Source organism: Cellulomonas sp. KU4C, assembly GCF_056868065.1.
The window spans coordinates 2,918,906-2,936,461 of the sequence record NZ_CP200322.1 but is presented as its reverse complement, the minus strand read 5'-3'; the positions used below and the strand labels follow the sequence as shown (position 1 = coordinate 2,936,461).

Below are 17,556 nucleotides of genomic sequence, written 5' to 3'. Positions count from 1 at the left end.
CGAGAGGATCCGCGCATGTCCCGAGTCGTGGCCGTGGTCCCCGCACTGCCCGAGCACGTCTACGACCAGGCGGACATCACCGCGGAGATCGGCGGGATCGTCACCCGCGACCCGCGCCGGCGCGCCGTGCTCGAGCGGGTCCACCGGTCGAGCGGCATCGACACCCGGCACCTGGTGCTGCCGCTGGAGAAGTACGCGGGGCTGTCCAGCTTCGGCGAGACGAACGACCTGTTCCTGCGCGAGGGCACCGAGCTGGCCGCTCGCGCCGTGCACGACGCCCTCGACGCGGTCGGCCTGCGCCCGGCGGACGTCGACCACCTCTTCTTCACCACCGTCACCGGGGTGTCCGCGCCCTCGCTGGACGCCCTGCTGGTCGAGCGGATCGGGCTGCGCCCCGACGTGCGCCGGGTGCCGAGCTTCGGGCTGGGCTGCGCGGGCGGCGCCGCGGGCCTCGCCCTCGTGCACGACCACCTCGACGGGCACCCCGACGACGTCGCCGTGCTGCTGTCCGTCGAGCTCTGCTCGCTGACGCTCCAGCATGACGACGACTCGACCGCGAACCTCGTCGCGAGCGGCCTGTTCGGCGACGGGGCCGCAGCCGTCGTCGTGCTCGGCGACCGCCGCGCGGACGCGCTCGGTCTCGACGGACCCGCGGTCGTCGGCACCCGCAGCGTGCTCTACCCCGGGACCGCCGGGGACCTCGGCTGGCAGGTGGGCGCGTCCGGGCTGCGCATCGTGCTGTCCGGCGCGATGGCCGACACGGTCGCCGCCCACGCCGCCGCGGACGTCGACGCGCTGCTGGCCCCGCTCGGCGCGACGGTCGCCGACGTCGACCGCTGGGTCGTTCACCCCGGCGGGCCGAGGATCCTCGACGCGGTCCGCGACGCCCTCGACCTGCCCGAGGCGGCGCTCGCGGTCAGCCGGGCGACGATGGCCCGGACCGGCAACCTGTCGTCCGCCGCGGTGCTGCACGTGCTCGCCGCGACCCTCGCCGGCCCACCACCCCGACCCGGCGGGATCGGCGCCCTGGTGGCGTTCGGCCCCGGCGTCGGCGCGGAGCTCGTCGCGCTCCGCTGGCCCGGCACGCCCGACACCCCGACACCTACCCCCGCCCCCGCCCCCGCCCCCGGAACCGAGGAGACCGCATGAGCCTCCGTCGCGTGGTTCGACCTGCTGGTCGCGCTCACCGCCCTGGAACGCCTCGCCGAGCTGGTGGTGTCCGCCCGCAACGCCCGCTGGTCCGTGGCCCGCGGCGGCGTCGAGTCGGGCCGGGGCCACTTCCCGCCGATGGTCGCCCTGCACACCGGCCTGCTGCTCGCGTGCGTGCTCGAGGTGCACCTCGCCGACCGGCCGTTCGTCCCGTGGCTGGGCTGGGTCGCGCTCGCGCTGGTGATCGGCAGCCAGGCGCTGCGCTGGTGGTGCATCGCGACGCTCGGACCCCGGTGGAACACCCGCGTGATCGTCGTCCCGGGCCTGCCGCTGGTGTCGACGGGCCCCTACCGCTGGATCCCGCACCCCAACTACGTCGCCGTGGTCGTCGAGGGCATCGCCCTGCCGCTCGTGCACACGGCGTGGGTGACCGCGCTGGCGTTCACGGTGCTGAACGCGGTGCTCCTGCTCGGGTTCCGGATCCCCGCCGAGGAACGCGCCCTGCGCGCCGCGACCGCCACCGGGGTCGCCGACGGACCCACCACCGCACCCGCCCGGCCGTGACCGCGTACGACGCCGACGTGCTCGTCGTCGGCGGCGGCCCGGTGGGCCTGGTCGCGGCGATCGAGGCCCGGCTCGCCGGGTACACCGCCCTGGTCGTGGAGCCCCGGTCCGGCGTGATCGACAAGGCGTGCGGCGAGGGCCTGATGCCCCGGGCCGTCACGGCGCTGCACCGCCTGGGCGTCGACCCCGCCGGGCGCGACCTCGCGGGCATCGCCTACGTGCGCGACGACCTGCGCGCCGAGCACCGGTTCGCCGGCCCGCCCGGGCGCGGGGTCCGCCGCACCGTCCTGCACGCGGCGCTCGCGGACCGCGCCGACGCGCTCGGGGTCGAGCGGGTCGGGGGGCGGGTCCTGCAGGTCACCCAGGACGCGGACGGCGTGGTCGCCGGCGGGGTGCACGCGCGGTGGCTGCTCGCGTGCGACGGCCTGCACTCGACGGTCCGGCGGCTGACCGGCCTGGAGGCGAGGCCGCCGCGCGCCGTGCCCGCCGCCGTGTCCCGCGTCCTGGCACGCTCCGGGCCCGGGACGGCCCGTCGGTTCGGCGTGCGCCGGCACTACCGCGTGGCCCCGTGGACCGACCTGGTCGAGGTGCACTGGGGCCGCCGGACCGAGGCGTACGTGACCCCCGTCGCCCCGGACCTGGTGGGTGTCGCCCTGCTCGGCGCCGCGCCGGTCGACGTCGATGCGGAGCTCGCGGCGGTGCCGGCGCTCGCCGACCGGCTCGCGGGGGCGGCCGTCGACGCGGCGGACCGGGGTGCGGGTCCCCTGCGCCAGCGCACCCGCGCGCGGACCGCGGGCCGGGTGCGACTGGTCGGCGACGCCTCCGGGTACGTCGACGCCCTCACCGGCGAGGGCCTGCGGCTCGGCTTCGCGCAGGCGCGCGCCGCGGTCGCGCACCTGGACGACGCCGCCGGGTACGAGCGGGCCTGGCGCACCGAGACCCGGGACTACCGCCTGCTCACCTCCGCCCTGGTGGCCGCCGCGACGTCGCCGCTGCGGGGCGCGCTGGTCCCGGCGGCGGTGCGGCTGCCGCCGGTGTTCGCCGGCGCGGTCGAGCGCCTCGCGCGTTGAGTGCCGGGCCGGGAGCGCCCTGCCCGGCGCACGTCACCCGGTCACGTCCCGGATCGCGTCGCCGGTCACGCCACCGGGTCGAGTCCGGGCGTCACGCCACCGGGTCGGTCACGACCGTGCGGGTCGCCTCGGCGTCGGCCTTGCGCTGCTTCGCCGCGAACAGGTCGGCGTCCGCCCGGGCCAGCAGCGTGCGCATCGTGTCGTCGGCGCGGAGCTCGGCGACCCCGGCGCTGCTCGGCAGGGCGGTCCAGCTGCTCGCGAGCGCGGCCCAGCCGCGGGCCAGGTCGGCGTCGTGACCGGGGAGCACGGCCACGAACTCGTCGCCGCCGACCCGGCCGACGAACGCGTGCCTGTCCAGGTCCGCCCGCCACGCCCCGACCAGGGACGTCATGAGGTCGTCGGCCCCGAGGTGGCCGTGCGTCGCGTTCACGACCTTGAAGTCGTCGATGTCGAGGGCGACCACGGCGAGCGGCCGGCCGGTGCGCTGCGCCCGGTCGACGGCACTGGAGAGCCGCTCGTAGAACGCCCCGCGGCTGAGCGCGCCGGTCAGGTGGTCGGTGCCCGCGTCGACCCGTAGGCAGTGCGTCTGCCGCCCGAGCAGCACCGACGTCATCAGCCCCAGGACCACGACGACCACCGTGCTGCTCGGCCGCACCGGGGCGGGGGCGACGCTCGCGGCCACGGCGATGGTCGAGACGCACACCGCCCCGACGGCCAGCGCCCGGCGCACGTCGAGCGCGTACGCGGCCAGCTGCCCCGCCAGGATGATCCCGAGGCACCCGGTGAACACCCCCTGCGCGCTGTGGCAGCTCCCCGTCACCACGCCCGCGCCCAGCACCCCGGTCACGAGGATCGCCTGCGTGGTCCGCGGGGCGGCGGGCAGTGCGAGCGCCAGCACGGCGAGCACCGCGTACAGGGACGCCACCGCGACCCAGCGGCCGACGGCGGTGTCCGGGTCGGCCGGCGTCAGCCCGCCGAGAGCGACCAGCAGCGACACGACCAGGAACGCGGCCGCGAGCTGGGCCGCAGCTCGCGGTCCCGCTCGACGTGCGGTCGCTCGTCGGTCGCCGGCATGGCCCCAGTATGGGAAAGCGGATGCCGGCGCGGGCGCACCGACCGGGTGAGAGATGCCGGGGAACGGGTGATTCACGCGGGCCCGGGTGCGGGCGTGCGACGGCGGCGGACGACGGCGGGCGCCTGGGCTAGCGTCGCCCGGTGACCTCCGCCCCGCCCGCGTCCCGCCGCACCGCCCCCGCCGACGACGGCGTCGACCTGCTGTGGACCGAGCTGGGGTCCGGACCGCCGGTCCTGCTGCTCCAGGGCCAGGCGACGCCGACGGCCGGCTGGGACCCCGTCGTGCACCGGCTCGCGGACCGGTTCCGGGTGCTGCGGACCGAGCAGCGCGGCACCGGCGGCAGCGCGCCCGGACGTCCCGAGGACGCGGACGCCCGGTTCACCACCCGGGCGCTGGCCGGGGACGTGCGCGCGGTCCTGGACGCCGCCGGGGTCGACCGCGCGCAGGTCGTCGGGCACTCGATGGGCGGCAAGATCGCGCAGTGGCTGGCGGTGGACGCCCCGGACCGCGTGGCGTCCCTGGTGCTGCTGGCGACCAGCGCCGGTGCCGGCGACGGGGTACCCCGGGACGCCGCGGCGCACCGGCTGCTGCTCGGCGGGGACCCGGTCGAGCGCCGCCGGCTGTTCTTCGCCGACGACTGGGTCGCGGCCCACCCCGACGAGGTGCGCCGGTTCTTCACGCTCGACGCCGACCGCCCGACGCTGCGCGCGCTCTACCGGGCGAGCACGACGCACGACGCGCTCGCCGTGCTGCCGCGGATCACGGCGCCGACGCTCGTCGTGCACGGTACGCACGACCGCCTCGCCGCCCTCGCGTCGGCCGAGCGGCTGGCCGCCACGATCCCCGGCGCCGAGCTGGTCGCGGTGCCCGGCGCCGGGCACGGGCTGCACCTCGACAGCGCCGGTGCCGCCGCGGCGGTCGACGCGTTCCTCGACCGGCACGCCGCGGGCTGAGAGCGGCCGGCTGAGGGCGGCGGAGGGCTGCGGCGCCCGTCAGGCGCGCGCGACCAGCAGCCGGTAGGTGTTCCGGAACCGGAACCCCCCGCCCGGCGTCCGGAACCGCTCCGCCGCGTCGACGACGACCGGGCCCCGCTCCCGCAGCCCGGCGGCGTCCTCGCCGAGCAGCACCCCGCGGACCAGCGCGTCCTCGTCGGCGGCCGTCCACGGCACGTCGACCAGGGTCACGGTCTCGACGGTCAGGCCCGCGGCGGTGAGCAGCGTCCGCACCGGCGCCTCCTCCCGCAGCGGGTGCTCGTCGCCGAGCGCCTCGCCGTCGTCGAGCGCGAGGGCGGCCTCGACCACGTCCAGCTCGTTGCGGTCGCGCTCGGCCCAGCCGCACACCGCGACGCGGCCCCCCGGTGCGACGACGCGCGCCACCTCGGCCAGTGCGATCTCCGGGTCCGGCACGAGCTGCAGCACGTTGACCGCGGCGACGACGTCGAACGCCCGGTCGGGCCAGGGCAGCGCCTCGGCCTCCGCGACCCGCACGTCCGCCCCGGGTGCGACGGCGCGGGCCCGCTCGACCATCCCCGGGGCGGCGTCCGCCCCGGACACCGCGGCCCCGAGCGACGCCGCGTGGGCCAGCAGCTCCCCGCTGCCGCACCCGACGTCGAGCAGCCGCGTCCCCGGGCCCACGCCCGCCGCCGCGACGACGGCGCGCCGGACCGGCTCGGCCGACGGGGCCCACAGCCGCGCCCAGTCGTCGGCGATCAGGGTCCAGGGGTCGTCCGGCGCGAGGTCCACGGCCCCAGTCTCGGTCACGCGGTCGGCCGTCGCGCTCAGTCCGCCCAGATCCGCAGGTGCTCGAAGCGGGCCGTGGCGCGCGGGTCGGTCCCGTTCCAGCCGTGGGCGACCAGCCCGACCCGCAGGTCGGTGCCCGCGGGGAACGTCCATACCCCGCCCGCGACCCACGTGCTGCCGTCGGTGCTGGTGAGGCCGCGGACCTCGTGCTCGCCGGTGTCGTCGGTCCGGTGCACGAGGCGCAGCCAGGTGGTGTCGCCGGGCGGCCCGACGATCGTGCCGCCGTACGCGAGCCGGCCCGCGTACGGGGTCTCGTACCCGAGCTCCGTCTGCCGGGTGTTCCAGATCGCGACGTGCGACAGCCGGGCGAACAGGTCGTCGCCGCCGTACGCCACCAGCCCGGCCTGCTGGTAGTTCCGGACGTCGTCGACGCCCAGGTCGGTCGTCACCTGCGTCTCGGCGGTCCAGTCGCCGTCCGGCACCGCGCGCAGCAGCACCCCCGCGTCGTTCCCGCTGCCGGTGAGATCGGCCTGCTCCACCGGCCAGACCAGCGCGCCGTCCGCGACCGTGACCTCGGGCGCCCGCAGCGCGGTCCAGCCCGCGCCGAGGTCCGCGTCGTACGTCACCTCGTCCGTCAGGGTCCCGGTGGTCGGCAGCGGCACGGGCACGACGTCGTCGCCCGCGAGCGGCACGACGCTGAGGTCGTCGACGTGCACCCCGGCGCCGCGGGCGACCGCACCCGCCGCACCGGCGCCGACCCGGCGCGGCAGGTCGAGCGCCACCGCGGCCAGCGGGTCGCCGAGGCGCGCCTGGCTGACCTCCGCGCGCGCCGTGCGGCCGTCGAGCTCGAGGACCACGGCGTGCCAGGTCGACCAGTCGACGCCCGGGGGCAGCGGAGCGGTGGCCTCGCCCGACCCGGACCTCAGCACGAGCAGCCCGGCGCCGGGGTCGACCACCGCGCTCACGCCGGACGGTCGCCCGCTGCCGCCCCGGCCGCCGTCCGCGCGCGACCAGTCGGCGTCGTCGTGCCGGTCGCCGCGGCCCGAGCCCGCCTGGCCCGTGACCACTCCGCCGGCCGCCGTCCCGTCGAGCCGGAGATCGCCCTCGACCCGCACCGGGCCACGCTGCGGCTCGCGGGTGAGCAGCGCTCCCGCGCGCCGCGACACGGCGTGCGGGCCGCCCTGCGGGTCCGTCGGCTCCGTGCGCCAGGACGCGCCCCGGAACGGGGACCCGGTCCCGGCGTCGAACCCGGTCACCGCGCGGCCGTCCGTCACCGGTGCGGTCTGCTCACCCTCGGACGCGCCCGCGCCGCCGTTCACCACCGGCCAGCCGTCGACCCAGTCCAGCCGGTCGATCAGCATCGGGCGCTCGTTCACGCCGTCGGTGCCGTCCAGGTACGGGTCCGCCCGGTCGATGGCGTGGTAGACGATCCAGTCCTGGCCCGCCAGGTCGGTGGCGACGGCGTTGTGCCCGGTGCCGACCCACGCGTTCCCGTTCGGCGTCAGCACCGGGGTGCCGCCCGCGCGCGACCCGTCGAGGGGCACGCCCTCGCGGTCCAGGTACGGCCCGGTGAGGTCCGTCGCGCGGCCGACCTGCACGCTGTACCCGGTCGTGGGCCCGGCGCAGCAGTTCGCGCTCGACGCGAACAGGTACCAGAACCCGTCGCGCTGCACGACGTACGCGCCCTCGAACTTGTTGTCGACGGCCACCCGGGTCGGCGCGCCCACCGCCTCGGTCCCGGTCGCGTCGAGCTCGGTGACCCAGATGCCGCCGTAGTAGGACCCGTAGAACAGGTGCTCGGTGCCGTCCGGGCCGACGACGTGGTGCGGGTCGAACGTCCACAGGAAGTCGTCCGGTCCGCCGCCGCCGGGCCGCGGGTCGACGACGGGGTCGCCGGAGTCGGTCCACGGGCCGGTGGGGGTCGGGGCGGTCGCGACCCCGATCGCCCCGTCGGCCGCGCCCGGGGTCAGGGTCGTCTGGGTGACGACGTAGTAGAGCCGGTACTCGCCGTCGACGTAGCGCACGTCCGGCGCCCAGAGCGCCGCGAGCCGGTCCGGGTCGGTGTCCGCCCAGGTGGGCAGCGTCGCCTCGGTGAACGCGTCGCCGACGTACTCCCAGGTCACGAGGTCGGCCGACCGCGACACCGGCAGCAGGTGCCGGGTGCCCTCGCCTTCGCGCAGGGGGTCGGTCGTGCCGTACGCGTACCACCAGCCGTCCTGCCCGCGGACGACCGCCGGGTCGGCGTACGTGTCCGCGAACCCGGCGCTCACCGGGTTGGCGTACGTCCCGACCGCTCCCCCGCCACCGGGTCCGCCACCGCCGTGCCCGCCGCCGGACGGGCCGCCCGCACCGCCCGCGCCGGCCGCGGCCGGGACCGCGAGCAGCGGCAGCGCGATCAGGAAGGAGGCGGCTCCGGCGACGAGAGCGCGCCGCGGGGACCAGGGGGTGCGCTGCGCCATCGCAGGCTCCTGCCGTTCGAGAGGGACGGTGGTGCGTCCCTTCTACCCCGGGCACCCGCCCCCCGCCACCGGCGAGCGGCGCGGGGGCGGGTCAGCGGCGGGCGCGCATGCGCCAGAGCAGCCACAGGAAGTACGGCGTCCCGACGACGGCCGTGACCAGCCCCGCGGGCAGCTGGGCCGGGGCGATCGCCGTCCGGCCCACCGCGTCCGCCACGGCGACCAGGGTGGCGCCGAGCAGCACGGTCGTCGGGAGCAGCCAGCGGTGCCGCTTGCCGATCAGCATCCGCGCGGCGTGCGGCGCGACCAGCCCGACGAACGCGATCGGCCCGATGGCGGCGGTCGCGGCGGCGGTGAGCAGCACGGCCAGGGCGAGGTGCGCGTACCGCGACCGGGGCACGTCGACGCCGAGCACCCGCGGGGTGACGTCGTCGACCTGCACCAGGTCGAGGTCGCGGTGCGTCCGGGCGACGACCAGCACACCGATCAGCAGCGCGACCGCCATCGGCACCAGCTGCGGCGTGCCCGCGCCGAACGTCGAGCCCCCGAGCCAGGTGATCGCGCGGTTCTGGTTCCACGGGTCGGTGCGGACCAGAAGCAGCGTCGTGATCGCGCTGGCGCCCGCGCCGGTGCCGAGGCCGACGAGGACCATCCGCCCGGCGGCAGCGCCGGTCCCGGCGCTCACCCCGAACACGAGCAGGCCCGCGACGACGGCCCCGACGAGCGCCCCGGTGAACACCAGGGCGAACGACGGCCCGGTGACGAGCACGATGACCAGCACCGCGCCGAGGCCCGCGGTGTGCGCGACGCCGAGCACACCGGGGTCGGCCAGCGGGTTGCGGGTGACGGCCTGCACGAGCCCGCCGGCCAGCGCGAGGCACGCGCCGGCGAGCAGGGCGGCGGCCACGCGCGGCACCCGGGAGTCGAGGATGATGTCGAGCCGCACCGACGCGCGGCCGGCGAGCCAGTTCTGCACGTCGCCGAGCAGCACGGTCGAGTCGCCGAGCAGCACGCCGGCGACCAGCGCGGCGACGGCCAGGACGGCCACGACGCCGAGCACCACGGCGGGCGCGCGGCGGGACAGCGCGGTCCCGGCCCGCAGCGTGACGAGCGTGTCCGGCTCCAGCGCGGCGCGGGCGCGCCGGGCGAGCAGGACGAGGGCGACGGCGCCGATCAGGCTGGTGACGACGCCGGTCGGCACGGTCACGCCGCTCACCGGGCCGAACACCGCGCGCAGGGCGACGTCCGAGGTCAGCACCAGGGCCGTTCCGGCGACTCCCGCAGCGGGGATCAGCAGCCGGTGGCGCGCCAGCGGCCGCACCCACGTCGCGAGCAGCCGGACCAGCAGCGGCGCGCACAGCCCGACGAACCCGACGGGCCCGGTCACCGTCACCGCGCAGGTGGCGAGCAGCACCGCCAGCACGACCCCCACCAGCCGGGTGCGGCCGACGTCGACGCCGAGCGACCGGGCTGCGTCGTCGCCGAGCTGCAGCAGGTCGATCCGGCGGCCGAGCAGCAGCAGCCCGGCGAGCGCGACGAGCACGACCGGCAGCACGGCGCGGACGGTGCCCATGCCGTTCTGGCCGAGCGACCCGGCACCCCACGCGAACAGGCCCTGGGTCTCCCAGGGGAACAGCACGAGCATCGCCTGGGTCACCGACACCAGGCCGAGGGTGATCGCGGAGCCGCCGAGCACCAGCCGGACCGGCGACGCGGCCGCCCCGCCGGACAGGGCGATGACCAGCCCCGCCGCGGCGAGGCCGCCGACGAACGCGACGACGACGCTCGGGATCGCCCCGAGCGTCGCGCCGAAGACGGCCGCCGCGGTGACCGCCACGTACGCGCCGGCGTTGACCGCCAGCGTGTCCGGGGCGGCCAGCGGGTTGCGTGCCACGCCCTGGAGCGCGGCGCCCGACGCGCCGAGCGCGCAGCCGACCAGCACGCCCGCCGCGAGCCGCGGCAGCCGCGACGCCGTGACCACCGCGGCCGCCTGGTCGAGGTCGCCCTGCCCCGTGAGCGCCTGCCAGAGCTCGGCGACGGTCACGTCCGCGGTGCCCTGGGTCAGGTGCCACGCGGCGGCGGCCGCCAGCCAGGCGACCAGGAGCGCGAGCACGACGACGACCCGCACCGGCTGCCGGTCGCGCCCGGTGCCGTCCGGGACACCCGCGCGGGCCGGCGGGACGGCGCCGGGGCCGGCGGCCCGGACGCGCGGGGCGTCGGGCCGCCGGGAGGCGGTGGTCGGTGGGGTCGTCACGGCGTGCTCAGCGGGTGCGGGTCACTCGGCGGCGGTGAGCTGCGCGACGAGGTCGTCCGACCAGCCGGCCAGCGACTCGGGGCCGCCGTAGGCCCAGATGCCGACGCCCGCGCGGGACACGTGGCCCTGCTGCACGAACGGCAGGGACTGCCAGACCGGGTTCGACGCGAGGGAGGTCTCGACGACGTCGTCCTCGGAGTCGTTGCCCCAGTACAGGAACCGGGTCTCGGCCGGCAGCGCGGTCAGGCCCTCGACGTCCACGTACGACAGGCCGTACGCGTCGTCGCCCGGGTCGGTCCACGCGGCGGTCAGGCCCATCGCGTCGGCGACGGCCTGGAACGCGGTGCGCGGGCCGTGCATCCGGATGGTCACGTTCGCGCCCTCGGCGTACGGGGAGGCGAACACGACCGGCGTACCGGCCAGTCCGGCGTCGGCGAGCGTCTGGGCGTTCTCGGCCACCTTCGCCTCGGAGGCCGCGACGACCTCGTCGGCCGCGTCGTCCTCGCCGACCAGCGTGGCGACGGACCGGAAGGTCTGCTCGACGTAGCCGATCGGGTCGGCGGCGTCCGCGCCGTCGAACAGCGCGACCGGGGCGATCCGCTCCATCTGCTCCATCGCGCCCTCGGGGATCGATGAGGTGACGCCGATGATGAGGTCCGGCTCGAGCGCGGCGATGGCCTCGACCGAGGGCTCGCCGCGGGTGCCGACGTCCTCGGGCTCGCCGACCAGCGGCACGCTGGTGCCGACCCACGAGGTGTAGCCCTCGACGTCGGCCGCGCCGACCGGGGTGATCCCGAGCGAGGTGAGCATCTCGGTCTGCATCCACTCCAGCGACACCACGCGGGTCGCGGGGGCGTCGAGCTCGACGGTCTCGCCGCGGTCGTCCGTGATCGACACCGCGCCCGCGCCGTCCGCCGCGGGGGTGGAGGCGTCGGAGGTGGGCTCGTCGGTGGTGCCGCAGGCCGCCAGGGCAGCCAGCGCGCCGACGGCCACCAGGGCGGTCAGCGTGCGTCGCGTGGTCATGGTTCCTCGTGTCTGCGCGGGTGGGTTCCGGGGCTCCGCGCGTCTCGCCCCTCGGCGCCGCACCGGTGGTGCGGCGGTGGTCTGGTCGGGGTGCCTCAGGCGCCGACGGGCGCCGGTTCCACGGCGGCGACCCGCCGCAGCGCCAGCCGCGGGGTGCGCACCGCGAGGTGGCCCGTCCGGGGGTCGGCGTGCACGTCGACGTCGATCTCGTACACCTCGCTGAGCAGCGCGGACGTGAGCGCCTGCTCGGGGGGCCCGTCCGCGACGACCCGGCCGGCGCTGAGCACCAGCACCCGGTCGGCGACGGCGGCGGCCTGCTCGAGGTCGTGCAGCACGACGCCGACCGCGACGTCGTGGACGTCCGCGAGCGCGCGCATCAGCTCGAGCACCTCCACCTGGTAGCGCAGGTCGAGGTGGTTGGTCGGCTCGTCGAGCAGCAGCACCCCGGTGTCCTGCGCGAGCGCGGACGCGAACCAGACGCGCTGCACCTGGCCGCCGGACAGGGCGTCGATGTCGTCGCCCGCGAGGTCGGCGATCCCGGCGAGCTCCAGAGCCCGGTCGACGGCGTCGTGCCCGTCGGGGTCGGTGCCGCGCCAGCCCTGCCGGTGCGGGTGCCGGCCGAACTCGACGGCGTCGCGCACCGTGATCCCGGCGGGCGTCGGCCGCTGCTGCGCGAGCAGGGTCACCTGGCGCGCGAAGTCGCGGGCCGACAGCCGGGACGCGTCGGCGCCGCCCAGGGTCACGTCGCCGGCGGACAGCCGCTGCAGCCGGGCCATGCCGCGCAGCAGCGTCGACTTGCCCGACCCGTTCGGGCCGACCAGCGCGGTCACGCGGCCGGCGGCGAGGTCGACGGTGGCGCCGGTGACGACGGGGTCGCCGCCGTAGCCGATGCTGACGTCGGCGGCGGTCATCGCGGCGGGGTGGGCGGGCACGTGCGGGACATTAGCCAAGCCTTACCTCATCTGGCAATCCGCGTCCCGACCGGCGGGCACGTCCCGGCTCGCCTAGCGTGGCCGCAGCACCCCGAGGCTCAGGACCCGGGCCCCGCACGACGACGGAGCGAGGCGCACCATGAGCACCCCCCAGCGGCACGACGTCCTCATCATCGGCGGCGGCAACGCCGGCCTGTCCCTGGCGGGCCGGCTGCGGCGCGACGGGTGCCGGGACGTCGCCGTGGTCGAGCCGGCGAGCGTCCACCACTACCGCCCGATGCTGTCGTACGTGGCGTCGGGCACGGCGACCCTCGACGAGCTGCGCCGGCCGCAGGACGAGGTGGTCCCCGCCGGGGTGCACCGCTACGCCGACCACGTGGTGCGCGTCGACCCCGGGCGGTCCGTCGTGCACCTCGCCGACGGGACGGAGCTCGGCTACGGCGACCTCGCCGTCTGCCCCGGGTCCCAGGTGGACTGGGACGCGGTCCCCGGGTCCCGTGCGGCCGTCGCCACCCCGCACGCCGCGACGAGCTGACCTGCCCGAGCTCGCCGAGCGGACCTGGACGATGCTGTCCGCCCTCACCGCCGGCCGCGCCGTGTTCGCGATCGCGGACCGGCACACCCCGTGCGCCCCGGTCGGGCTGAAGCCGCTGTTCGCCGCCGCCGACCACTGGCGGCGCACCGGCGTGCTCGGGGACATCCGCGTCGACCTGCTCGTCGAGGCCCCGCACCTGGTGCAGCACGCCCGCGCGGACCGCGAGCTGCGCGCGGCCGCGGCGGACTTCGGCGTCCACGTGCGGACCGGCGTGCGCCTCGACGCCGTCGACCCCGACGACCGCGCGCTGCACGTGTCCGGCGACGACGGCCCCGCGACCCTCCCCTACGACGCCCTCTACCTCGCCCCGCCGCACCGCGCGCCGGCGTGGGTCGCGGACAGCGGGCTCGGCGACGCCGAGGGCTTCGTCGACGTCGACCCCGGCACCCTCCAGCACCGCACCCACCCGCGGGTGTGGGGGCTCGGCGACGCGGCGGCGGTCGCGACGGTGCCCTCCGGCGGGGCGCTGCGCCGCCAGGTGCCGGTCGTCGCCCGCAACATCCGGGCCCGGCGGACCCGCGGCGGGATGCGGCGCTACGACGGCTACACGGTCGCGCCCGTCACCACCTCGCTGCGGCACCTGCTGCTCGCCGAGCACGACCGCGACGGCCGCCCGCTGCCGACCCTGCCGTTCCCCGAGCTCGCCCGGCCGCGCCGCAGCCTGCTGCTGTTCGACCGGTACCTCGAGCCGCAGATCTACTGGCACCGGCTGATCCAGGGGAAGGTCTGACCCCTGCTCGTGCGCGCGGCCGGGTGCTAGCGTTCCGGTCGAAGCACGGGAGTCCGGTGAGCCGGGCTGAGAGGGAGTACTCGAACTCCGACCGTTGAACCTGATCTGGGTCATGCCAGCGCAGGAAGCGAATGCAGGGCGCCGGGCACCCGTCCGCCGTCCTCCCGTGCTGACCGACGCACGGAGGACGCCGATGACCGACACCGCCCCCACCACCCTCGCCCGCGCCGCCGGGCCGATCGCCGGGCCGGCCGCCGACCTGACCGCCGACCCGGTGCGGTTCGGCGTCGGCGCGCGCGTCACGGTCGCCGTGATGGCCGACCGCTACGTCGACGTGATCCGCGGCGCGCTCGCCGCCGCCGACCCCGCCGGGCTCGTCCTGCGCACCGGCGACGTCAGCACCTACGCGGGCGGCGACGAGGCCGACCTGCTGCGCTGGCTGACCGACCTGACCGAGGCCGTCGCGGCGTCCGGCGAGCACGCCGCCGTCACCGTGCACCTGTCCCGCGGCTGCCCCGGGGAGGTCCGGTGCGACCTGCCCGGCGGCGCCGGACCTCGCGGTGTCGAGCCGCCCACCGGTCGGCGCACCGGCCGGTTCGCCGCCGCCGAGTGGGCGCTGTACCCGCTCGCCGACGACGTCCGGGCCGGGGTCGAGCCGGACCACATGCGCGACATCGAGGCCGCGATCGCCCTCGCCCGGGCGGGCGGCACCGTCCGCGCCTCGGAGCACTTCGTCACCCGCCTCGAGGGCGACCTCGGTGCGGTGCTCGAGGCCGTCGTCGGCGCGTGGACGACGGTGGGCCGCGGCGTGCAGCACGTCACGAGCCACCTGACCCTGTCGCTCAACAGCCCGTCCCACGCCGGTGCGTGACGCGGGGCCGGGGCCGACCCGGCGGGCTCGTCTCGAGCTCAAGGAGATCGTGCTGCTCGTGATGCTGGGCGTCGTGTTCGGCTTCCTGTACTGGGCGCTCGTCCAGGCGTGGAACGCCCTCGCGGTGCTGATGGGACCGGCCGGCGACCTCGCGCAGCACGTGCTGCTCGGCGGCTGGTTGATCGTCGCGCCCGTGGCCGTCGCGGTGATCCGCCGCCCCGGCGTCGGGATCCTCGCCGAGGTGATCGCGTCGGTGGTCGAGGTGGTGTTCCTGGGCTCCCCCGTCGGTCCGCTGCTGCTCGTCGCCGCCGCGATCCAGGGGCTCGGCAGCGAGCTGCCGTTCGCGCTGGGCCGGTACCGGCGGTTCGGCTGGGCGCGGTTCGCGGTGTCGGGCGCGCTCGGCGCCGGGCTCGTGTTCGCCTGGTCGGCGGTGCGGTTCGGCTGGTACGGGCAGGACATCCTGCTGCTGCGGCTCGGCCTCCAGGTCGCGTCCGGGGTGCTGCTCGGCGGGCTGCTCGCGAAGGTGCTCGTCGACGCGCTGCGCCGGACCGGGGTGCTGGACGGGTTCGCGATCGTCCGCGCGGAGCGGGACCTCGAACCCGCCGTGGTGCGTCGTGACCGCTGACGCCGCGACCGACGACGCCGTGCCGGTCCTGCACGCCGAGGCGCTCGAGGCGGTGTTCGCGACCGGCGACGGCGTCGGGCCGGTCGACCTGCGCGTCGCGCCCGGGGAGCAGGTGCTGCTGCTCGGGCCGTCCGGGGCGGGCAAGTCCACGGTGCTGCGCTGCCTGCACGGCGCCGTCCCGCACGTCGTGCCGGCCCGGGTCACCGGGCGGGTCCGCGTCGCCGGCCGGGACGTCGCCACGACGACCGTCGCCGGGCTGGCCGACGTCGTCGGCGTGCTCGCGCAGGACCCCGAGACCGGCGTGTGCCTGCCCGACGTCGACGAGGAGGTGGCGTTCCCGCTGGAGAACCTCGGCGTCGACCCCGACCGGATCGGCGCCGCGGTCGACCGCGCGCTGGACGTCACCGGCGCCGCGCACCTGCGCGACCGGCGCACCGACGGGCTGTCCGGCGGAGAGGCTGCAGCGGGTCGCCCTGGCCGCGGCCCTCGCGCCCGGGCCCGCGCTGCTGCTGCTCGACGAGCCGACCTCGATGCTCGACGCCGACGGGGTCGCGGCGGTCCGGTCGGCACTGGCCGCCGCCCGGGACCGGACCGGGGCGGGCTGCGTCCTGGTCGAGCACCGGCTCGACGAGCTCGCGGGCGACGCGGGGCTGGCCGGCCTGCCCGGGCGGTGGGTGGTGCTCGACCGCCAGGGCCGCATCACGCACGACGGCCCCGCCGCCGACGTCGCGAGCCGGGCCGGCGCCGACCTGCTCGCCCGCGGCTGCTGGCTGCCGCTCGACGTGGAGCTCGCCGCGGCGTTCGGCGGGCCCGTCGGGTCGCCCGAGCACCAGCGGCGGGTGCTGGACCTCGCGGCCCGGGCACCCGCGTCGGCGGTCGTCCCCCGCGGTGCCGGTCCGACGCTGGTCGCCCGCGGGCTGGCCGTCGCTCCCCCGCCGGCCCCCGGTCGCCGCCGCCGGGACGTCGCCCCCGTGCTGCAGGACGTCGACCTGACCCTCCGGGCCGGCGAGGTGGTCGCCCTGGTCGGCCCGAACGGCAGCGGCAAGTCGACGCTGCTCGCCTGCCTGGCCGGGGTCGCCCGCCCCGCCGCGGGCACGGTGACCGGACCCCGCGCGGGCCTGGTCCTCCAGAACCCCGAGCACCAGCTGTCCCGGACGACCGTGCGCGCCGAGGTCGCCGCCGGACTGCCCCGCGGGCCGGCGACGGACGCGCGGGTCGCCGACGTGCTCGACCGGTTCGACCTCACCGGGCACGCCGACCACCACCCGCACCAGCTCTCCGGCGGGCAGCAGCGCCGTCTCGGCCTCGCCGCGGCGCTCGTGCACGACCGGCCGTTCCTGCTCGCCGACGAGCCGACGTTCGGTCTCGACCGGCACGGCACCGTCGCGGCGCTCCGGGCGCTGACCGCCGCCGCGGCGCAGGGCCGCGGCGTGCTGTTCTCCTGCCACGACCTGCGGGCGGTCGCCGGCACCGCGGACCGGGTGCTGGTCGTCACCGACGGGCGCCTGATCGCGGACGTCGGGCCGCTCACGCTGCTGCGCGACCCCGGGCTGCTGGACGCCGCCCGGCTGCGGGTGCCGCGGGTGCTGCGCTGGCTCGCCGACGCGGTCGACGACCTCGGACAGCTACGGCACGCGCTGCGGGAGCTCGACGACCGGGCGCTGCGCGGCGTCGACGCGCCAGCGGGGGTCGCCCCGTGAGCGCGCTGGCGGCCCGCAACCCCACGGTCAAGGCCGCGGTGCTGCTCGGGGTCTCGCTGGCGACGCTGCTGCTGCTCGACCCGGTCACCCTGCTGGCGCTGTACCTGCTGGGCCTGGTCGTCGTGCGCGCCGCCGCCGGGGTCCGTGGTCGCGCGCTGCTCACGGCGCAGGTGCCGTTCTGGACGTTCGGCGTCGGCCTCGTCCTGGTGAACGCCCTGAGCCGACCCGGCACCCCGGTGCTCACCGGCGCGCCCGTGCGGATCACCCACGAGGGCCTGGTGATCGGCACGGCGCTCGCGCTGCGCGGCCTGGTGATCGGCGTGCTCACCGTCGGGTTCCTCGCCAGCACGCCCCCGCGCGCCCTCATGGTCAGCCTCACGCAGCACGCCCGGCTCAGCCCCCGGTACGCGTACGCGCTGCTGGCCGGACACCGGATGCTCGCCGCCCTGCCCGCGCAGTGGGCGCACATCCGCGCGGCGCACCTGGTCCGGGCGCCGCTGGGCCGCGACGGCCGACCCCGCACCGGCCCGGCCGACCTCGGCCGCTGCGCGTTCGCCCTGCTGGTCGTCTCCGTCCGGGCCGCCGAGCGCACCGCTCTGGCCCTGGAGTCGCGCGGGCTCTCCGGCGGGCCGCGCACCCTCTGGCGGCCCGTGCCCCTCGACCGCCGTGACGCGCTGCTCGCCGCCGGGGTCGTCGCGGTGGTCTCCGGCGTCGTCGGCGTGGGGACCGTCGTCGCCCCGCTGCTCCCCGGGTGGATCCACCCCTGAGGCCGC

Annotated in this window: 16 protein-coding genes, 1 pseudogene and 1 riboswitch; of the genes and pseudogenes, 11 read left to right on the top strand and 6 right to left on the bottom strand. The window is 77.6% G+C overall.

The window, feature by feature from the left end; all coding sequences use genetic code 11:
• Positions 1–15: 15 nt before the first annotated feature.
• The 3 genes from AC1VL8_RS13830 (at position 16) to AC1VL8_RS13820 (ending at position 2,783) form a co-directional block, all read left to right on the top strand.
• The gene (locus AC1VL8_RS13830) at positions 16–1,149 is read left to right on the top strand and encodes a type III polyketide synthase (RefSeq protein ID WP_483075553.1); all 1,134 of its coding nucleotides are present in this window, start codon (positions 16–18) and stop codon (positions 1,147–1,149) included.
• Between the two features lie 63 nt (positions 1,150–1,212).
• Complete coding sequence (locus AC1VL8_RS13825; protein WP_483075552.1) at positions 1,213–1,713, top strand: isoprenylcysteine carboxyl methyltransferase family protein; 501 nt, start codon at positions 1,213–1,215, stop codon at positions 1,711–1,713.
• Complete coding sequence (locus tag AC1VL8_RS13820; RefSeq protein ID WP_483075551.1) at positions 1,710–2,783, top strand: NAD(P)/FAD-dependent oxidoreductase; 1,074 nt, start codon at positions 1,710–1,712, stop codon at positions 2,781–2,783. Before AC1VL8_RS13825 ends, AC1VL8_RS13820 begins: the two co-directional genes overlap by 4 nt.
• A 91-nt stretch (positions 2,784–2,874) precedes the next feature.
• Here AC1VL8_RS13820 and AC1VL8_RS13815 read toward each other — a convergent pair whose 3' ends face one another.
• Positions 2,875–3,780 carry a GGDEF domain-containing protein gene (locus tag AC1VL8_RS13815; protein ID WP_483075550.1) on the bottom strand — a complete coding sequence of 302 codons (906 nt, stop codon included), beginning with the start codon at positions 3,778–3,780 and terminating at the stop codon, positions 2,875–2,877.
• A 218-nt stretch (positions 3,781–3,998) separates the two neighbouring features.
• On the opposite strand from AC1VL8_RS13815, the gene AC1VL8_RS13810 reads away from it, so the two are divergent.
• Complete coding sequence (locus AC1VL8_RS13810) at positions 3,999–4,811, top strand: alpha/beta fold hydrolase (protein ID WP_483075549.1); 813 nt, start codon at positions 3,999–4,001, stop codon at positions 4,809–4,811.
• Between the two features lie 39 nt (positions 4,812–4,850).
• Here the strand turns inward: AC1VL8_RS13810 and AC1VL8_RS13805 are convergent, their stop codons facing one another.
• From AC1VL8_RS13805 to AC1VL8_RS13785, 5 genes are all read right to left on the bottom strand, one after another.
• Positions 4,851–5,618, bottom strand: a complete 768-nt coding sequence (locus tag AC1VL8_RS13805) for a class I SAM-dependent methyltransferase (protein WP_483075548.1) — start codon at positions 5,616–5,618, stop codon at positions 4,851–4,853.
• A gap of 17 nt (positions 5,619–5,635) precedes the next feature.
• Positions 5,636–8,056: a glycoside hydrolase family 43 protein gene (locus tag AC1VL8_RS13800; protein WP_483075547.1), complete on the bottom strand. Its 2,421-nt coding sequence runs from the start codon at positions 8,054–8,056 to the stop codon at positions 5,636–5,638.
• Between the two features lie 91 nt (positions 8,057–8,147).
• Entirely contained in the window at positions 8,148–10,307 is a 2,160-nt protein-coding gene (locus AC1VL8_RS13795; protein ID WP_483075546.1) for an iron ABC transporter permease, read from the bottom strand.
• Positions 10,308–10,328: 21 nt separating this feature from the next.
• Positions 10,329–11,330, bottom strand: a complete 1,002-nt coding sequence (locus AC1VL8_RS13790; RefSeq protein ID WP_483075545.1) for an ABC transporter substrate-binding protein — start codon at positions 11,328–11,330, stop codon at positions 10,329–10,331.
• Between the two features lie 95 nt (positions 11,331–11,425).
• Entirely contained in the window at positions 11,426–12,241 is an 816-nt protein-coding gene (locus AC1VL8_RS13785; RefSeq protein ID WP_389230482.1) for an ABC transporter ATP-binding protein, read from the bottom strand.
• Positions 12,242–12,401: 160 nt separating this feature from the next.
• On the opposite strand from AC1VL8_RS13785, the gene AC1VL8_RS13780 reads away from it, so the two are divergent.
• The 7 genes and pseudogenes from AC1VL8_RS13780 (at position 12,402) to AC1VL8_RS13750 (ending at position 17,550) form a co-directional block, all read left to right on the top strand.
• Positions 12,402–12,797 (top strand): FAD-dependent oxidoreductase, encoded by a 396-nt coding sequence (locus tag AC1VL8_RS13780; RefSeq protein WP_483075544.1) that lies wholly within the window; start codon positions 12,402–12,404, stop codon positions 12,795–12,797.
• Complete coding sequence (locus tag AC1VL8_RS13775; RefSeq protein ID WP_483075543.1) at positions 12,760–13,587, top strand: NAD(P)/FAD-dependent oxidoreductase; 828 nt, start codon at positions 12,760–12,762, stop codon at positions 13,585–13,587. Before AC1VL8_RS13780 ends, AC1VL8_RS13775 begins: the two co-directional genes overlap by 38 nt.
• 35 nt (positions 13,588–13,622) lie before the next feature.
• A riboswitch (TPP riboswitch) is annotated at positions 13,623–13,731 on the top strand.
• 49 nt (positions 13,732–13,780) lie between these two features.
• Entirely contained in the window at positions 13,781–14,458 is a 678-nt protein-coding gene (locus AC1VL8_RS13770) for a YkoF family thiamine/hydroxymethylpyrimidine-binding protein (protein WP_483075542.1), read from the top strand.
• Between the two features lie 49 nt (positions 14,459–14,507).
• Entirely contained in the window at positions 14,508–15,083 is a 576-nt protein-coding gene (locus AC1VL8_RS13765) for an ECF transporter S component (protein ID WP_389228657.1), read from the top strand.
• Positions 15,073–15,531 (top strand): annotated as a pseudogene (locus tag AC1VL8_RS13760) (ATP-binding cassette domain-containing protein); the annotation flags it as partial. The gene AC1VL8_RS13765 and the pseudogene AC1VL8_RS13760, both read left to right, overlap by 11 nt.
• 82 nt (positions 15,532–15,613) lie before the next feature.
• Positions 15,614–16,783 (top strand): energy-coupling factor ABC transporter ATP-binding protein, encoded by a 1,170-nt coding sequence (locus AC1VL8_RS13755; RefSeq protein WP_483075541.1) that lies wholly within the window; start codon positions 15,614–15,616, stop codon positions 16,781–16,783.
• Positions 16,780–17,550: an energy-coupling factor transporter transmembrane component T family protein gene (locus AC1VL8_RS13750; RefSeq protein ID WP_483076257.1), complete on the top strand. Its 771-nt coding sequence runs from the start codon at positions 16,780–16,782 to the stop codon at positions 17,548–17,550. The genes AC1VL8_RS13755 and AC1VL8_RS13750 overlap by 4 nt, the downstream gene beginning before the upstream one ends.
• Positions 17,551–17,556 lie beyond the last annotated feature (6 nt).

Coding starts and splice junctions, on each gene's coding strand:
- AC1VL8_RS13800 (WP_483075547.1), bottom strand. CDS start 8,056: ATGGCGCAGCGCACCCCCTGGTCCCCGCGGCGCGCTCTCGTCGCCGGA.
- AC1VL8_RS13830 (WP_483075553.1), top strand. CDS start 16: ATGTCCCGAGTCGTGGCCGTGGTCCCCGCACTGCCCGAGCACGTCTAC.
- AC1VL8_RS13755 (WP_483075541.1), top strand. CDS start 15,614: ATGCTCGACGCCGACGGGGTCGCGGCGGTCCGGTCGGCACTGGCCGCC.
- AC1VL8_RS13790 (WP_483075545.1), bottom strand. CDS start 11,330: ATGACCACGCGACGCACGCTGACCGCCCTGGTGGCCGTCGGCGCGCTG.
- AC1VL8_RS13785 (WP_389230482.1), bottom strand. CDS start 12,241: ATGACCGCCGCCGACGTCAGCATCGGCTACGGCGGCGACCCCGTCGTC.
- AC1VL8_RS13770 (WP_483075542.1), top strand. CDS start 13,781: ATGACCGACACCGCCCCCACCACCCTCGCCCGCGCCGCCGGGCCGATC.
- AC1VL8_RS13780 (WP_483075544.1), top strand. CDS start 12,402: ATGAGCACCCCCCAGCGGCACGACGTCCTCATCATCGGCGGCGGCAAC.